Source organism: Indolivaga capnocytophagoides DSM 22835 (assembly GCF_000426485.1).
GTDB lineage: Bacteria > Bacteroidota > Bacteroidia > Bacteroidales > Dysgonomonadaceae > Dysgonomonas_A > Dysgonomonas_A capnocytophagoides.
On the sequence record NZ_AUFL01000004.1, the window covers coordinates 205,560 to 223,135 of the forward strand.

Below are 17,576 nucleotides of genomic sequence, written 5' to 3' on the forward strand. Positions count from 1 at the left end.
TCTCAAATTCTTAAAATCGGATTCCCAATTTAGCCATGATATTTCTGGTTGCTTGTGGATACAGTCCTGTATATACAATTTCAGATCCATCCTCGAATTTATCTGTCGCAACCCAGGCATTGCCAACATAGCGTTTGTTCAATATATTGTTGACAGAGAATTGAATATCTACCTCTCCGATTTTCTGTGTCTTGAAAGTATATCCTAAAACAATATTACTCACAAAATAGTCAGCCAGACGGTTATCCTTATTTGATGTATTGTCGTAATACTGTTTACCTACATACTTGCCAACAAGAGCCAAAGATAATGCTTTATATGGAGTGATTGTCAGTATACCGCTACCGATTACGTTAGGAGAAAATGAAATATTGGTAGTCCCAAGATATTCAGATGTCTGTTTTACGAATTCATAATCATTCTGATTATTGTAGAGATCGTAATAAGCTGTATAGTTCTTTATCTTATTCTGACTTAGCGTAACGTTTGCATCTATCCGTATCCAGTTGGCTGGTTGTACAGCTCCAGACAGCTCTATACCCATACGGTAGCTTGTAGGTACATTCTCCATTAGCTTATAACCTACATCATTCAATTTTCCGGTTTGTACCATCTGATCTTTATATCTCATGTAATACAAATTTGCATTAAAAGAAGCTATCGCTGAAGAGTATCTATAGCCCAGTTCATAATCGAACATTCTTTCGGGTTGAATTTTTTGTGTACTTCCTCCTTTGACCGATTCTTTGATGTCTGTTCTTAAAGGTTCTCTGTTTGAGATAGATAAAGATGCGTACACTTCATTATTATTAAATGAATAAGATAATCCGGCTTTCGGGTTGAAGAAACTGTAATAGTTCTTATTTGTGATATTTTCCAAATCATCATCTATTCCTGACATTCTGTAATCTATATATCTGTATTGCATATCTCCGAAAATGGCTAGATTGTCGAGAATATTATATGTAATTTTGCCGAATACACTGAATTCTTTTTTATCGGCATCTCCTCTGTACCATTCATATTTGTCGGATATGTTTTTGTTATATTTAACCCATAAGAGCTTTCCGTAATGATCTCCTTGATAAGATGTTAGATTGCCACCTCCTGTCAGGGTAAGTTTATCGGAAATGTAATTCAGTGTAAAATTACCTACGTAAAAGTTATTTTTCATCAACTTACGTGTGATTACATCAGATGATTTGTAAGTACTGTCATTTACTAACTGAGGATCTAATCCATATTTTTTGAACTTCTGATCAGCTTTGTAATTTTCATAATAGCCATATCCATGATTGTAGCTTAAGCCAACATTCAACGATAATTTATCGGATAAAGCATTTGAATAAGTAAATTGAATTATATCCGAATAATAGTTATCTGTTTCATTTTCATAATAATGAACATTTCCGGCTTCATCATAATAAGCTCCAGCTGGATTGTATTTCCTGTCGGTCTTTAATTGTTCTGGGCTTATCCCTTCCCATGTGATTCCCGTATGCTGGATGCCATTGAGGTAGCTCAGTTTGAACAACTGATTCTTGTTATAATATGATGCTGATGCATATGCCGATCTGTGATTAACTTTTCCATTCCTTATATACCCATCTCCGGTAACTCTGGAGTAGCGGGCATCAAAAGATAATCCGTTTTTCAGAATACCAGTTCCGGCCGCGATAGTAGATGTAAAAGTATTGTAACTGCCTACACCAGTCGAAGCTTCTCCATATGCCTGAGGTCTTGTTCCTTGAGTTTTTAGAGAGATACTTGCTCCGAATGCTCCGGATCCATTGGTTGATGATCCTACACCTCTCTGTACCTGTATGCTTTGGAGCGAATTCGATAAATCGGGTATATTGACCCAATAAACTTCTTGACTTTCGGGATTATTCAAAGGCATTCCATTGAGTGTAACATTGATGCGTGTAGCATCCGTTCCTCTGATTCTAAAAGATGTATTGCCTACTCCTGACCCATCTTCTGAATATGCAACAATAGATGGGAGTGTTTGAAGGATATAAGGTATATTTTTAGCTGTATTATTAGCTTTGATCTCTTGTGCACTGACATTATTGAACGCAATCGGAGCATGTTCGTTGACACGGGTCGCTGATACTATAATTTCGTTCAGATTTACTTGCTTTAAGCTGTCAGGCAATTCTTCAGCTTGCATGACTAGAGTAGTCATCAATGCCGATAATGATATAATTTCCTTTTTCATTTAATAATTAAAATAATTTTTGACAAGCCCAAATTGGGCTTTATCAACTTAATAAATAAAAAAGGGGATATTAGAGAATTTTACCTATTTGTGAAGTAGTATGCGTTACGCGCGATTTGCATATCTATTTCCCTACGCCGGCATTATCCGGATCAGGTTATATGGGTATAATCTCAGCCTGCTTGTGCAGACACCCCTAGATTTCGATGCAAATATAACTATATTTTAGATAAGAGTTATCTGATTTTAGTTAAATAAGGAGCCTAATGATGCAGACGGTAGGATAGGGGGCTGGTTGTCGAAAAGGTTACAAAAGTTGCACGCTCTATATTCAATATTCGGATAATAACCTTTTTATGGGTTGACTTTCCTCTAAATCTAAAAAGGTGACAAAGGTTACACACTTTATGTAATTCTTATCCAATTACCTTTTCTTTATTTTCTTAATACCGGTTATTCAAAGAGCTCTTTACTTATAGATAAAAAACTCAAAATGCTGATTCGTATATAAAATAAAAAGCTGCCTTCTATCAGAGGCAGCTTTTATATTGGTTGGTTTTAGGAAATATCTTATTAATAACGAGCACTAACTACATCCCAATTGATAATTTTCCAAAGTTCGGCAAGGTGATCTGCACGACGATTTTGATAATCAAGATAGTATGCATGTTCCCAAACATCAAACCCTAATAGAGGAGTAAGACCTTTAACTACAGGATTGCTTCCGTTTGGTTCTTTTTCAATTGAAAGTTTACCGCTTCCGTCTTTAGCTAACCATACCCATCCTGAACCAAATACAGCAGCACCAGCAGCATTGAATTCTTTCTTAAAGTTTTCAAAAGAACCCCATTGAAGATTGATTGCTTCAGCTAATTTGCCTTTAGGTTCACCACCGCCATTTGGACTGAACGATGTGAAATATATTTCGTGGTTAAGGATTTGTCCGGCATTATTAAATACACCACCTTCAGAGTCTTTTATGATAGAAATCAAATCCATATTCTCGTATTTTGTTCCGGGAACAAGATTATTCAGGTTATTTACATAAGTTTGAAGATGTTTACCGTGGTGTAATTCGATTGTTTGTTGACTGATTACTGGTTCAAGTGCATTTGTTGCATATGGCAACTTAATTAATTCAAATTTCATAGCTTTCGTATTTTTATTATCAGTATTATTATTGTTTGATAAATTTAAACTTAATAAAGTTATTAAGAAGTAAGAGATTATACTTGTCATACTCGTTTTTATTAGGTTTGATATACAAATTAAACAATTATAATTGGTATTTGTTTATTGATAACTATTGATTCTTTATAGATTATTTCTAATATGAGATAGGATATTCTAATTATAGCATATTCCGAGAGTGTTACTTAATATTGGATTTTAAAAGAATTACATAATTAAACATAATGGTAATTATGTAACAAAAAAAGAAGTGGAAAATGAAACCTCTGAGAATTGATTATATAGAATAATTATTATTCTGCGTGAAAATAAATAAAGGTCACTCAAGTGAGCAACCTTTATTCTTATTTATTTATTATTTATAAATATTAATATTTATATTTTTCCAATTCTTTGCTGGCTTCTTCGTATTTATCGTTGATATCCAGATTGTAATAGACGTTTTGCAATTTTACATACATTGCTTTTAAGTCTCCTTCATCAGCTTTACGTGCTAATAATGATTCTTTGTATTTTTCTAACAAAGGAATAGCTTTATTGTAAAGAGCTTTAGCCTGATCATCTAATGCAGCTCTGTCTTTAGCAACAGAAGTATTTCCTGCTTGTTCTTTCAAATTCTGAGCTTGTAGAATATATGATACAGCAAGACCCTCTAATGCTCTTTCGCAATTAGGATCTTTTGATAAAGCAGCACTGTATGTGTCATCTGCTGTTTTATAGTCCTGTTTTTCAGCATATAATGCCGCTTTTACACTATACATATCACATGCTGAACTTGGAGATTCTGCAATAGCTTTATCTAGATAAGCAATGGCTTTATCTCTTTCTCCTTTTTTGATATACTGATTGATCAGATTAGGTACAAAGTACTTGCTTTCAGGGAATTTTTTAGCTCCAGCTTCTAAGGTTTCGATAAACTTAACAGTATCCCCTACACTCTCGTATTCACTTGCTAAAAGTTCATAAGCTTCGTTTTCTTTGTATGTGCTGTTAGCTACAAATGGCTCACTTATAAGCTTATTTAATAGAGTAATGGCTCTTTGTGTTTCTTTTTCCTTAACTGCAGCATCTCCACCCTGACTTGCTTGTATCGCACAAATCACGGCGTAATACTTGATTGTTTGGAAAGTACTGTCATTTGTATTTATCTTATCTTTTTCATCATCGAAAACAGCCATAGAAGGTATTTCCCAATATTTTTGGAAAAAGTCAGCTGCTTTAGAGTATTCTTTCTGATTATTGTAATACACACCACCATTGATGAATGAAGGGTGATTAGCTCTCATTATAGTTGCAATATCTTTGCGGTATTTATTTTTGATCTTGCCTTTCTCATCAGGTAATTGACCCAATTCATCAGCTTTTACATATGGATCATATGTTGCAAAAAGAGCAGTATACATTGTTTTTTCATCAGGTTGCTGCTGTAGCATTTGTTTCATGTTTTCAGCTTCAAACTGCTTGTTTTCAATATCTCCAGCCAGTTTCCATGTTTCAGGATCATTCTGTGTTTCAGGATTGGTCAGAGCCGGCTTTATTAAATCACGAGCCTCACTGTAATTTTTAGAATTCATTGCTCCTTTCGCATCTTTCACCGCTTTCTTCTGAGCAAATGAAAGTGTAACGAGCATACATAATCCTGCTGATAAAAGTATTTTCTTCATCTGTTATTAAATTTTGTTTGCAATTATTTATTCCTCAGATTTAGTTTCGTCGTCTGAAACTTCATTATTGTTTATAACATCCGGATTTTCGGATAGTTCGATATTTTCAATTTCTTCGTCTTCTTCTTTTTCAGACAATACTTTACATACAGATGCTATCTGGTCGTTTCTTTTACCCAGATTTATAAGTTTGACACCTTGAGTAGCACGTCCCATTATACGAAGATCTGCAACTTTGACACGAATAGTAATTCCCGACTTGTTAATAATCATCAGATCGTTTTCGTCCGTTACATTACTGATAGATACCAATTGTCCTGTTTTATCAGTGATGTTCATGGTTTTAACCCCTTTACCACCCCTGCTGGTTATACGATAAACTGGCTCACCGTCTTCATCATTTAATCTGGTACGTTTACCAAATCCTAATTCTGATACAACCATGATAGTTTCGTCCTGAGTATCTTTTGACATCGCTATCATTCCGATAACTTCATCCGAGCCGTCTTCTTCTATGCGCATACCTCTAACTCCGGTTGCAGTACGTCCCATTTCGCGAACATCAGATTCATGAAAACGGATAGCCCGACCTTTACGATTAGCCATAAGTATTTCGCTATTTCCATCAGTAAGAAGTACTTCTATAACTTTATCGTCTTCACGAATGGTTATTGCATTCACTCCATTTTGACGAGGACGAGAGTACGATACAAGTCTGGTTTTCTTGATAACACCTTGTTTTGTACAGAATACAAGGAAGTGATTATTCACAAAGTCTGGATCATTTAATCCCATTACTTTGATAAATGCATTCACTTTATCATCCGCTTCAATATTCAATAAGTTCTGAATAGCCCTGCCTTTTGCATTTTTACTTCCTTCTGGAATATCAAATACACGCAACCAGTAGCAACGTCCTTTTTGTGTAAAGAACAGCATATAATTGTGCATAGAAGCAGGATAGATGTATTCTACAAAGTCAGCATCCCTGGTTTCCGAAGCTTTAACCCCCACGCCTCCTCTGTGTTGAGCTCTGAACTCGGTTAAAGGAGTACGTTTGATATATCCCATATGAGATATGGTTATAATCATCTCATCATCAGCATAGAAATCTTCAGGATTCATTTCCACATCGGAATAAACGACTTCTGTACGACGGACATCTCCATATTTATCTCTAATCTCAATTAGCTCGTCTTTGATTACTTTCATACAAAGTTCTTCATTTTCAAGAATTTCTTTCAGATAAGCAATCAATTTTTGTACATCTTCGTATTCTGCGTGTAATTTATCCTGCTCAAGTCCGGTCAACTGACGCAGACGCATTTCTACAATCGCACGAGCCTGTATCTCTGTCAGTTCAAATCGTTTGATAAGTCCATCAATTGCATCCTGAGGCGATTTAGAACCTCTGATAATAGCAATAACTTCGTCAATATTATCTGATGCAATAATCAAACCTTCCAGAATGTGAGCACGTTCTTCAGCCTTTTGCAGATCGAATTTAGTACGCCTGATAACAACATCATGACGGTGTTCTACAAAATAAGCAATCATCTCTTTCAGGTTCAAAGTACGTGGACGTCCTTTGACCAAAGCAATATTGTTAACACTGAAAGAACTTTGTAAAGCCGTAAGTTTAAATAGTTTATTCAAAACGACATTACCATTGGCATCACGTTTTATATCAACAACAATGCGCATACCAGTACGATCTGATTCGTCGTTTACATTGCTGATTCCTTCTATTTTTTTATCGCCAACAAGTTCGGCGATATGCTTGATAAGTTCGGCTTTATTTACAAGGTATGGAATTTCTGTTATAACGATTTTTTCGTGATTGCCATCCATCTCTATTTCGGCTCGTCCACGCATTACAACACGTCCACGTCCTGTTTCGAATGCATCACGAACACCTTGATATCCATAAATGAATCCTCCTCCGGGGAAGTCCGGTGCAATAACATACTGCATCAGTCCATCTACATCAATATCTCTATTTTCGATATAAGCAATTGTCCCATTGATTATTTCGGTCATATTGTGTGGCGGCATATTTGTAGCCATACCAACTGCAATACCCGAAGCTCCGTTGATCAATAAGTTTGGAATACGTGTAGGAAGAACAGTTGGTTCTTTTAATGTATCATCGAAGTTCAACTGCATATCTACAGTATCTTTTTCGATGTCTTTCAGCATTTCTTCGGCCAATTTGCTAAGGCGCGCTTCTGTATAACGCATCGCTGCTGGACTGTCTCCATCGACACTACCCATATTTCCTTGTCCATCAACCAATAAATATCGGAGACTCCATTCTTGAGCCATACGTACCATTGCAAAATATACGGATGAGTCTCCGTGTGGGTGATACTTACCTAATACTTCCCCAACAATTCTGGCTGATTTCTTATAAGGTTTATTTGATGTATTACCTAGTTCACTCATCCCGAACAGAATACGGCGGTGTACAGGTTTAAAACCATCTCTAACATCGGGTAATGCTCTTGATACAATAACAGACATTGAATAGTCAATGTATGCCGATTTCATTTCATCCTCGATGTTGATTTTAATAATTCTGTCTTCCTGATCTGTCATTATCTTTAAAGATATGTTAACATTAAATTTTGTTTATCCTAACTAGCTTATTAAGCGTAAAAAATCATGCTAAGTTACGAATTTTCTTTCGATTTCTGAAATATTTTAAGACAAAGTAACGTTATCCGGGACTGGTATTCTCTATCAAAAATATAGCTCTATCTTGTTTTTAATCAAACAGATAGAGCTATATTGTGGGTTAAGGTGATATTTACTCCTTAGAATTCATCTTTTCCATGGCAATTTTTGTATTTTTTGCCACTGCCACAGAAACAAGGATCATTTCTTCCTAATTTCTTTTCTACTCTTATAGGAGCTTGTTTTGGCTTATTTTCTTCTGCCTTCTGAGAAGGTTTTCCACTTTCATCAGCATCTTCTTTTTGAGTTTTATATTTGCTGAAATCAGTTTTTTCTTCAGGAGCTGCTTCTTTTACTTGTTCGGGCTGACGTACAGGTATCTGTCCTCTCATTAAGATTGCTACAGCTTTTTTATTCAGTGTATCAACCATTGTTTTAAACAGATTGAAAGACTCCAACTTATAAATCAACAAAGGATCCTTTTGCTCATAGCTGGCATTCTGCACAGAATGACGGAGTTCGTCCATTTCTCTCAGATGCTCTTTCCATTGTTCGTCAATAGTATGAAGAAGAATCGATTTTTCAAAAGACCTAATTACACCCTGAGAGCCTGTTTCGTATGCTTCTTTCAGATTGCAGGTTATATTGTACACTCTTTTGCCGTCTGTAATTGGAATAAGGATATTCTCGAAGCTTTGACCTTGGTTTTCGTACACATCTTTGATAACAGGATTTGCAATCTCTGCCAATCTGTCCATTCTTTGTTTGAAGTTTTTGATAGCATATTCATATACTGTATCTCCAACTTTTTCGGGTTTCATTGATCTGAATTCGTCTTCTTTGATCGGACATTCAATAGCCAATACTCTCAGTAATTCGATTTTCAGTCCTTCATAATCCTGAGCATCAACATACTGATCTGTAATTGCTACAGCCGAATCATAAAGCATATTTATAATATCGATACCGATACGTTCTCCCATAAGAGCATGGCGGCGACGTTTGTAAATAACTTCACGCTGAGAGTTCATTACATCATCATATTCCAAAAGACGCTTACGTATTCCGAAGTTGTTTTCTTCTACTTTTTTCTGAGCACGTTCGACAGACTTACTTAACATATTGTGTTCAAGCACTTCTCCTTCTTTGAATCCCATTTTATCCATCAAGCCGGCAATACGTTCTGTTGCGAACAAACGCATCAACTGGTCTTCTAGAGAAACAAAGAATACAGATGACCCTGGATCTCCCTGACGTCCTGCACGACCACGCAACTGGCGGTCAACTCGTCGAGACTCATGTCTTTCTGTACCAATAATTGCAAGACCTCCAGCAGCTTTAACCTCTGCTGATAGCTTGATGTCTGTACCACGACCAGCCATGTTAGTTGCAATGGTTACCATTCCTGTCTGACCGGCAAGAGCAACTATTTCTGCCTCTTTCTGGTGTAACTTGGCATTCAGTACATTATGTTTGATCTTACGCTGGGTAAGCATTCTGCTTAATAATTCCGAAATTTCTACCGAAGTAGTACCTACCAATACGGGGCGTCCCTGAGAGATTAATTCTTCTACTTCATTGATTACCGCTGCATATTTTTCACGTTTGGTTTTATAGATACGATCATTCATATCTTTACGTGATATAGGACGGTTAGTAGGAATAACAACAACATCCAATTTGTAGATGTCCCATAATTCACCGGCTTCGGTTTCTGCTGTACCCGTCATACCCGCAAGTTTGTTGTACATACGGAAATAGTTTTGAAGGGTAATTGTAGCAAATGTCTGTGTAGCAGCTTCTACTTTTACATGTTCTTTCGCTTCAATAGCTTGGTGAAGTCCATCAGAGTAACGACGACCGTCCATAATACGACCGGTCTGTTCGTCTACAATCATTACTTTATTATCAATAACAACATATTCATCATCTTTTTCAAATAATGTATATGCTTTAAGTAATTGATTAACTGTATGTAATCTTTCTGATTTAACAGAGTAGTTCTGCATCAGTTCATCTTTCTTTTCAGCTTTTTCTTCATCCGAAACTGGAGCATTTTCTATTTCGGCCATTAAAGCACCGATGTCAGGCATTACAAAGAACTTAGGATCGTCATAATTTCCAGATAACAAGTCAATACCTTTATCTGTAAGCTCTATACTATTGTTCTTTTCATCGATAACAAAATACAGATCGTCTGTAACAATGTGCATATTACGCATTTGTTCAGCCATATACTGTTCTTCAGTTTTGAGCATAGATGATTTAATGCCGGGCTCACTTAAGAACTTGATAAGTGGCTTATTTTTAGGAAGCCCCTTGAATGATCTGTATAGAAGTAATGAACCTTCTTCTTGTTCTTTCGAATCTGAAGAAGCCATCTTTGATTTAGCTTCAGCCAAAAGTTTAGTACATAGGTCTCTCTGAGCTTTCACAATAATTTCGACACGAGGACGAAATTCATCAAACATCTGCTCTTCACCTTTTGGTATTGGTCCGGAGATGATAAGAGGAGTTCGGGCATCATCAATCAATACAGAGTCAACCTCGTCGACAATCGCATAGTTATGTTTACGTTGTACTAAATCCGAAGGACTTACTGCCATATTGTCACGAAGGTAGTCGAATCCGAATTCATTATTAGTACCGAAAGTAATATCAGCCTGATATGCTTTACGTCTGCCTTCTGAGTTGGGTTGATAATTATCTATACATTCTACAGACAAGCCGTTGAACATATATAACGGTCCCATCCATTCAGAGTCACGGCGAGCCAGATAATCATTTACAGTGACAACATGTACTCCGTTTCCTGTCAAAGCATTAAGAAATACAGGTAGTGTACCTACAAGAGTTTTACCTTCGCCTGTTGCCATTTCGGCTATTTTTCCTTTGTGAAGAACAACCCCTCCAAACAGCTGAACATCATAGTGGATCATATCCCAGGTAATTTCATTACCTCCGGCAACCCAATGATTCAGATAGATGGCTTTATCTCCTTCTATTCTGACAAAGTCTTTTGTTTGTGCTAACTGACGATCGAAGTCTGTAGCGGTTACAATTATTTCTTCGTTTTGTGTAAAACGGCGCGCTGTATCCTTTACAATTGAGAAAGCTTCGGGCATAATTTGCTCCAATACAACTTCAAGCTTTTCAGTAATTTCTTTTTCAAGCTTATCTATTTGAGCCCAAATTTCTTCTCTTTGATCAATATCGATTTCTTCGATACCGGCTTTCAATTCTTTAATTTTATTCTTTTCAGTTGCAACATGGTCATTGATTGTTTGCTTTAACTGAATGGTTTTTGCTCTTAATTCATCATTCGAAAGAGCTTCTATCGCAGGATATGCCGCTTTTATTTTTTCGACATACGGATTTATCTGCTTTGCATCTCGATTCGCTTTATTTCCAAATATTTTGGACAAAATGTCATTAAATCCCATATTATTAGTTTGTTATTATTTCCTTTTGTGATTAATTCTTTTTATGCTTAAAACAATTGAATTATTGTGCTTCTTTTCACATAAATTCGGGTAAAGGTTGATCTTTTGCCGCATTTGGAGAACGAATTCGCAATACTTTAGATATTGTTGGTGCTATTTCTGTAGCCTTAACTGTCCTTTTTATTTTTTCCGGCTTAATATTGTATCCCCAGAAAATAACCGGAGCAACGATCGCAGCCTCTCTTTGTATTTGAGTTTGTTGTGTAGGATTCTTCTCATCCACAATCTGATATCCGGGTTGAATTTCGACAATGATATCTCCGGATAATGTCTTGTCAAGCATATTTCTATAAGAAGACATATTCAGATTAGTCTCACCACTTAAAAGTCTCAATGATGTAGTCGCATCCTGAATTCCTGTGAATTGTATTACAAATTCAGCCGCTTTATCCTGAATCTCTTTCAGATTGATATTTTTGCTTTCTATTAGCTTACGGTTCAGATATATCTGCTGATCATGGTATCTCTCAACCCATTGTTCTTTGCCGTAAACCGCCATTAGATACATATTCAACAAAGCCTCGCAACGATTGGTATAGAATACCCCTGTTGATTGTTTTGATGTTTCTGTTATAATATAATTTGAATTGTAATATCCTGTGGATGTGACGAATATAAGTGCATTTTGTAATCCTACGGTTTTCTCTACCTGGTCAAGTAAAGACGCTATATCTTTATCTAATCTGATGTAAATGTCTTGTTGCTCAACTGAATAATCAAGACTATTTGCGGCTGTATAATTTCCGGCATAATAAGTGATTGCTAAAAAATCGGGATAAGAATGCTTTCCCATATCCGTTTTTAGCATTAAGTCTATAGCCGTTTTTGTTGTATTTTCGTTAGCAAACGGAGTTTCTTTTAGTTGACTGTATAAATTAGTTGAGTTTGTTTTCCATATATAATCCAAATACTTAAAATCTCCGCCATAAGGTGAAGTATTGTATTTATCAGCACCTAAAAGTAGTTGCCATCGTAAACTTTCAGGATGATTGGAGAATATTCCGTTTCTATTTTGCTGGTCAACAGTCCAATGGAAATCTTTATAAAAGGTAGATGTAGCCCATTTGCCAGTATAATCCTCAATCCAATAAACACCATTAGCCTGATGCCCACCTGAAATTATTGCTTGAAATGAGTTTGGTGCAAATGCATATATTTCAGATTTGTTTTGTGAGGCAAACTTCAGTTCGTCGGCAATAGTAGAAACACGTAATGCTGCCGGAGATAATTTTTCTTTGGTATAATTCCCTATAAATGAATTATCTTCGAATATAGGGGATTCTGTATTTTTGTCCGCTGAGAATTTCGTTTTTCCTATAATGCCATGATAGAACGGATTGGTTCCAGTATAGATAGTTGCTATTGAAGATGCTTCATTAACATTCGGGTACTCAAATCTGATATTTGAATATACAAGCCCTTCATTTAATAAGCGGTTAAAACCTCTTTCTGAGAATGAATGTTTGAAAAGTTCCAAATAATCACCTCGCAACTGGTCAATAGTGATGCCAATCACCAACTTAGGAGTATCCTTCAAAGTTGTTTGAGATTGTATCGATGCAACTGTTAGTACAGCTACAAGTGAAGTGATTATTCTTATCATTATATTTCGATCCTTAATACTTTATATGTATAAAGGGTTGTAAGTTTAAGTAACAGACATATTTAATGACATATTTTAAAGTGATAACTAGCTGTTGCTATTATGCTTATAAAGTCAATAAATAGGTCTGAGACCTTAATGGTTATTATTCTTTCTGTAATTTAATACATTTGTTCCTGATCTGATGCATAACGCAAGGATATAAGGAATAAACGCTATTTCTAAGTATTGCGGTATCAAAAACCACGCCAAAAGAAATACTATTAAGATCGCAAAGTTAATAAAATGATAGTAGTAGACATACTTTGATCTAAATTTTATTAGAAATAAAATTGCAGCAATAATTTGAACAGGGTTGAGCCAAACGAAATTCCAATTTGGATTAGTACAAGGATGAACGGAAAAGTACATCAAAAAGAAGATTATAAAGCCAGCTGTGCCTGCTACGAAGAAAAGAATAAAGTCAAATATCTTAGAGGCAATCATACAATTCTTTTTATAAGAGATATAAGAAAAAACAATAGTAAACAGCAAAAATATCAAACCATACCATAGCGGTGTATTGAATGATGGAGATACGAATGTGCCGGCACTATCTTGGCTTAGTAGTAAATTTTCTTCAGAAACCAAGCGGCGTATGTTTTCGCCTTGTTTTATTGTAGCACTCTTGTAAGAGTGTAGCAGATATGATGGTATAAAATCTTTCTGATGATCAGAAATTACTTTATCAGCGTCAGCTCCTATTACCAAATCTATTCCAAATCGAACCCATGGTTGCCCACTTACACATTCGTGAACTAAGTCTCTGTATGTTTGCAGCTTATTAGTTGCTGTATATTGAATCGTTCCATGTATATTTTTCTCAATAATATCTCTTGGACGTGTCGAGCAATTATCATAAAAATAATTATAGCGGTAAACTCTGTTTTCAGGTAGGGCGTTGCTAACTAAAGCATCCAATATTCGTTGCTTTTCATCCAACGTAAGATTTAGTACTTGCTCTGTAATGCCAATTCCTCGATTTTTATAACCGGATAAGTATTGTGAAAAAGAATATCCAGCAACCATGTAATCAGTTTCGCCCTTGACAAAACGGTACATAAAATTAGGGCTGTCAAAATCGAATATCCCATAATTGAAAACTACGTCTAAAAAAACAGAAGGGTCGTTGATACGTATCGCAGTGTGCCCGAAAAGCGCATAAACTTCTTTGTCCCAAGGCGTATTAGTTAATAAACTGACTTTGGAGGAGTCAGATAATTGAATATTTTGTCCTGTAATAGTTACTGATGATATTAAAAATATCAAAAAGTATAATAACTTTTTACACATGTGTATTTAGCTGATTTATAAGTAAGAGAAAGTATTTAATGACGTATTTTATCGGTAACAGATGGCTGTTGTTATTCCTGCAAAGTCAATAAATAGGTCTGAGACCTTAAAAGTTCTCTTTGTCCTCAAATATACAAATAAAATTAAGACAAAAGTGAAAAAATATCAAAATGAAATAAAAAGTATGCTTACTATTCTAAAATGTGTATTTTTGTATACGGAAAATTAAAAAATAAAAGACATATGAAACATTTGTTAGTTGTTATCTGCTTATTTAGCTGTGGATTATTTGCATATTCACAACAAGAAGTTATAAATCTGCCAGCTCCAGTGAAATCCGGAGGAAAACCTTTGATGGATGTATTAAGTGAAAGAAAATCTTATCACGGAGGATTTGTTGATAAAGATCTGGATAATCAATCATTATCAAACTTATTATGGGCTGCTTATGGATTTAACAGGGCTGAAAAACGTACTGTGCCATCAGCCAGTAATGCTCAAGAGTTCGATATTTACGTTTTGTTAAGAGATGGAGCGTATATTTATGATGCTAAAGCAAACACTTTGAAGTTAGTTGTTGCAGGAAGTTTGAAGGAACATTTAGCAATGGATAGACAACCATATGTAAAGGATGTGGCTTTGCATTTGGTGTATGTTGCTAATCTGGATAAAAGTAAGGCCGGAAGGGATGGAGTATTACTTGATACCGGATATATTTCTCAAAATGTATACCTGTATTGTACTTCTGCAGGTCTGGGAACTGTTGCACGTGCTTCATTCAGCCGAAAAAATCTTCCTATAGCTTTGAAATTAACAGATAAACAAGAGATTACTTTAGTTCAGGCTGTAGGGCCAGTCGATCCTGCATATGCTGATTAAAGTTATTAAGTAATATATTCCGAAATAAAAAAGAGCAATATTCAATTATTGCTCTTTTTTATTTATATATCCAATGCTCCGATTAATTCTTTTATATGTGATATGTTGTGGTGATCGAGATAGCCTTGTATACCATCGACTACTTTCTCTGAAATAGTTGGATCTATAAAATTATATGTCCCGATCTGAATAGCGGATGATCCCGCCAATATAAATTCGACAGCGTCTTGCCATGAAGCTATACCACCCATACCTATAATTGGTATTTTAACAGCATTATAAGTCTGCCAGACCATACGAAGGGCTACAGGTTTTACGCATGGACCGGATAGTCCTCCTGTAACAGTCGAAAGTACGGGCTTTCTCTTATTTATATCTATTGCCATACCCAGTAGAGTGTTGATGAGTGAAAGTGAATCTGCACCTTCTCCTTCAGCCGCTTTTGCTATTTCTGTAATATCGGTTACATTTGGCGAAAGCTTAACAATCAGCGTTTTATTGTAAACTTTTCTAACAGCTTTCACTACATCGGCAGCAGAACAAGCTGATGTGCCGAATGCCATGCCTCCTTCTTTTACATTAGGACACGATATATTTAATTCTATACCGGGTACTTTGTCCAGATCTGACAAGCGGGCGGCACATTCTGCGTAATCTTCAATGGTTGATCCTGACACATTTACAATGATATTAGTGTCAAAGTCTTTGATCTCGGGATATATATGTGATACAAAGTAATCGACACCTTTATTTTGCAACCCTACTGCATTGAGCATTCCCGAAGGTGTTTCTGCCATCCGTGGATAAGCATTTCCTTGTCGGTCATGAAGGGTTGTGCCTTTTACACAAATACCGCCTAATTTGCCTAAATCAATAAAATCGGAATATTCTTTTCCGTATCCGAATGTTCCGGATGCAGTCATTACCGGATTTTTGAGATTCAAATTGCCTATTTGTATATTTAGCTTATCCATTTCAAATCTTTTATATTAAAAACAGGTCCTTCAGTGCATACACAGATGTTTCCTTTCGTTGTGTTTTCGACACAGCAAAGGCAGACTCCAAAGCCGCAAGCCATAGTATTCTCGAGCGAAACTTCGCAATCAATCTGATTTTTGTGAGCATAATTGGCTACCGCCATCATCATAGGCTTAGGACCGCATGTATATATTTGAGTAAACGATTCCTTATTCAATATAGAATGGTTGATTACATAACCTTTTTCTCCATGAGATCCATCTTCTGTGGTAGTATATACATCACCATATTTGACAAATTCATCCAGTTGTAATAAATCTTTATGAGAACGAGCTCCTAATAGAAATATAGGAAGATAACCTTGTCTTTTTAGTTCAGCACCTAAATATAACATGGGTGCCGTTCCGACTCCTCCTCCTACGAGTAATATTTTTCCTGTTCTTTTATCCGGAATGGAAAATGAATTACCCAAGGGTAATAGAAGATTAACCAAATCGCTTTTTTTGTATTGAGACATCCGTCGTGTTCCATCTCCGATTACTTGTACTAAGAGCCAAAGCTCATTCTTTTCTTTGTCGATAAAGTTTACAGAAATGGGACGTCTCAAAAATGTGGTTGGAGAATCTGATACATGTACTTCGACAAATTGTCCAGGATGCATATCCGGCAATAAGGCTCCGTCTGCTGTTGATAGTTTGAGGAGACAATAGGTTTGATTGAGCTGAAGGTTTTCGGTCACAACCAAATCGAGCATTTTTTTCATGCAATAAAAATTCTTGTATAGTGAATAAGGTCTGAGACCTTTTTATTACTTTGACAAGCATAGTAGCAACAAAGATTTAGTAAGGTTACTAAATGCTGTGTCAAAGTTAAGCAAAACTTATTGCTTTTCAGAAAAAAAAATCTTAAATCAGTTTTGATGAGAATTAAAGGTCTCAAATGTGTTGTCAGTATAATATATGATTATCTGCTTTACTTTTTTTTCTTTAGCTTCTTTATATATAATTCGCTCATTAATAACTTCATGTATGGGTTTAGGGAAATCGTTAACCTCTGTATCCTTGCGATATTCGGTCTTTTCCGTATAAATAGTCGGATTTACTGAATTGTCAGACGGCAACTGGGCGAACAGATCCGGTAGAGCCGAAGATATTTGCTCATGTGCTTCTGAACTATTCTTATAATCACTTTTGAACATTGGACCTGCTCCGGTCAAAAGCCAGTCACTGTTTATCTCCGGCATTTTAGCTAAGATGCGTGTAATAACATCGAGACTAGGATTGTTACGTCCATTCAATATATGAGATATTACAGCACGTCCTATTTGCAAGGTATCTGCAAAACGGGCAGGCGTCATATTCTCTATTTCCATTATCTGTTTGATCCGATCTTTCATTTTACTTTTCTGTATAAATTAAGAATACACATAAGTATATAACAAATGTAAAACAAATAATCAACAAAAATAAATAGATTGCGTATATTTTTGTAACACCTGAAATATATTTTTGTATACGTAAGTCTGTATA

At 35.7% G+C, this 17,576-nt stretch carries 11 protein-coding genes and 1 riboswitch; of the genes, 1 reads left to right on the top strand and 10 read right to left on the bottom strand.

Translation table 11 applies throughout. The annotated features are described in order from the left end of the window. Positions 1-10 precede the first annotated feature (10 nt). The 7 genes from K322_RS0100950 to K322_RS0100980 all read right to left on the bottom strand — a co-directional run bounded on the left by K322_RS0100950 (position 11) and on the right by K322_RS0100980 (position 14,190). Positions 11-2,221, bottom strand: a complete 2,211-nt coding sequence (locus tag K322_RS0100950) for a TonB-dependent receptor (RefSeq protein ID WP_026625171.1) — start codon at positions 2,219-2,221, stop codon at positions 11-13. 112 nt (positions 2,222-2,333) lie between these two features. Then, positions 2,334-2,426, bottom strand: a riboswitch (TPP riboswitch). Positions 2,427-2,794: 368 nt separating this feature from the next. After that, positions 2,795-3,370 carry a superoxide dismutase gene (locus K322_RS0100955; RefSeq protein WP_026625172.1) on the bottom strand — a complete coding sequence of 192 codons (576 nt, stop codon included), beginning with the start codon at positions 3,368-3,370 and terminating at the stop codon, positions 2,795-2,797. Positions 3,371-3,780: 410 nt separating this feature from the next. Further along, positions 3,781-5,076 (bottom strand): tetratricopeptide repeat protein, encoded by a 1,296-nt coding sequence (locus K322_RS0100960; protein WP_026625173.1) that lies wholly within the window; start codon positions 5,074-5,076, stop codon positions 3,781-3,783. Positions 5,077-5,103: 27 nt separating this feature from the next. Next, the gene (gyrA, locus tag K322_RS0100965) at positions 5,104-7,674 is read right to left on the bottom strand and encodes a DNA gyrase subunit A (RefSeq protein ID WP_026625174.1); all 2,571 of its coding nucleotides are present in this window, start codon (positions 7,672-7,674) and stop codon (positions 5,104-5,106) included. Positions 7,675-7,892: 218 nt separating this feature from the next. Then, complete coding sequence (secA, locus tag K322_RS0100970; protein ID WP_026625175.1) at positions 7,893-11,195, bottom strand: preprotein translocase subunit SecA; 3,303 nt, start codon at positions 11,193-11,195, stop codon at positions 7,893-7,895. 76 nt (positions 11,196-11,271) lie between these two features. Continuing rightward, positions 11,272-12,858 carry an alkaline phosphatase family protein gene (locus K322_RS0100975; RefSeq protein ID WP_026625176.1) on the bottom strand — a complete coding sequence of 529 codons (1,587 nt, stop codon included), beginning with the start codon at positions 12,856-12,858 and terminating at the stop codon, positions 11,272-11,274. Positions 12,859-12,993: 135 nt separating this feature from the next. Then, the gene (locus K322_RS0100980; protein WP_026625177.1) at positions 12,994-14,190 is read right to left on the bottom strand and encodes a lipoprotein N-acyltransferase Lnb domain-containing protein; all 1,197 of its coding nucleotides are present in this window, start codon (positions 14,188-14,190) and stop codon (positions 12,994-12,996) included. Between the two features lie 243 nt (positions 14,191-14,433). On the opposite strand from K322_RS0100980, the gene K322_RS0100990 reads away from it, so the two are divergent. Beyond that, complete coding sequence (locus K322_RS0100990; protein WP_026625178.1) at positions 14,434-15,069, top strand: SagB/ThcOx family dehydrogenase; 636 nt, start codon at positions 14,434-14,436, stop codon at positions 15,067-15,069. A gap of 62 nt (positions 15,070-15,131) precedes the next feature. Here K322_RS0100990 and K322_RS0100995 read toward each other — a convergent pair whose 3' ends face one another. From K322_RS0100995 to K322_RS0101005, 3 genes are all read right to left on the bottom strand, one after another. Continuing rightward, positions 15,132-16,043: a dihydroorotate dehydrogenase gene (locus tag K322_RS0100995; protein WP_026625179.1), complete on the bottom strand. Its 912-nt coding sequence runs from the start codon at positions 16,041-16,043 to the stop codon at positions 15,132-15,134. After that, positions 16,031-16,810, bottom strand: coding sequence for a dihydroorotate dehydrogenase electron transfer subunit (locus tag K322_RS0101000; RefSeq protein WP_026625180.1), 780 nt, complete (start codon positions 16,808-16,810; stop codon positions 16,031-16,033). The genes K322_RS0100995 and K322_RS0101000 overlap by 13 nt, the downstream gene beginning before the upstream one ends. A 147-nt stretch (positions 16,811-16,957) precedes the next feature. After that, complete coding sequence (locus tag K322_RS0101005; protein WP_026625181.1) at positions 16,958-17,443, bottom strand: helix-turn-helix domain-containing protein; 486 nt, start codon at positions 17,441-17,443, stop codon at positions 16,958-16,960. Positions 17,444-17,576: the final 133 nt, after the last annotated feature.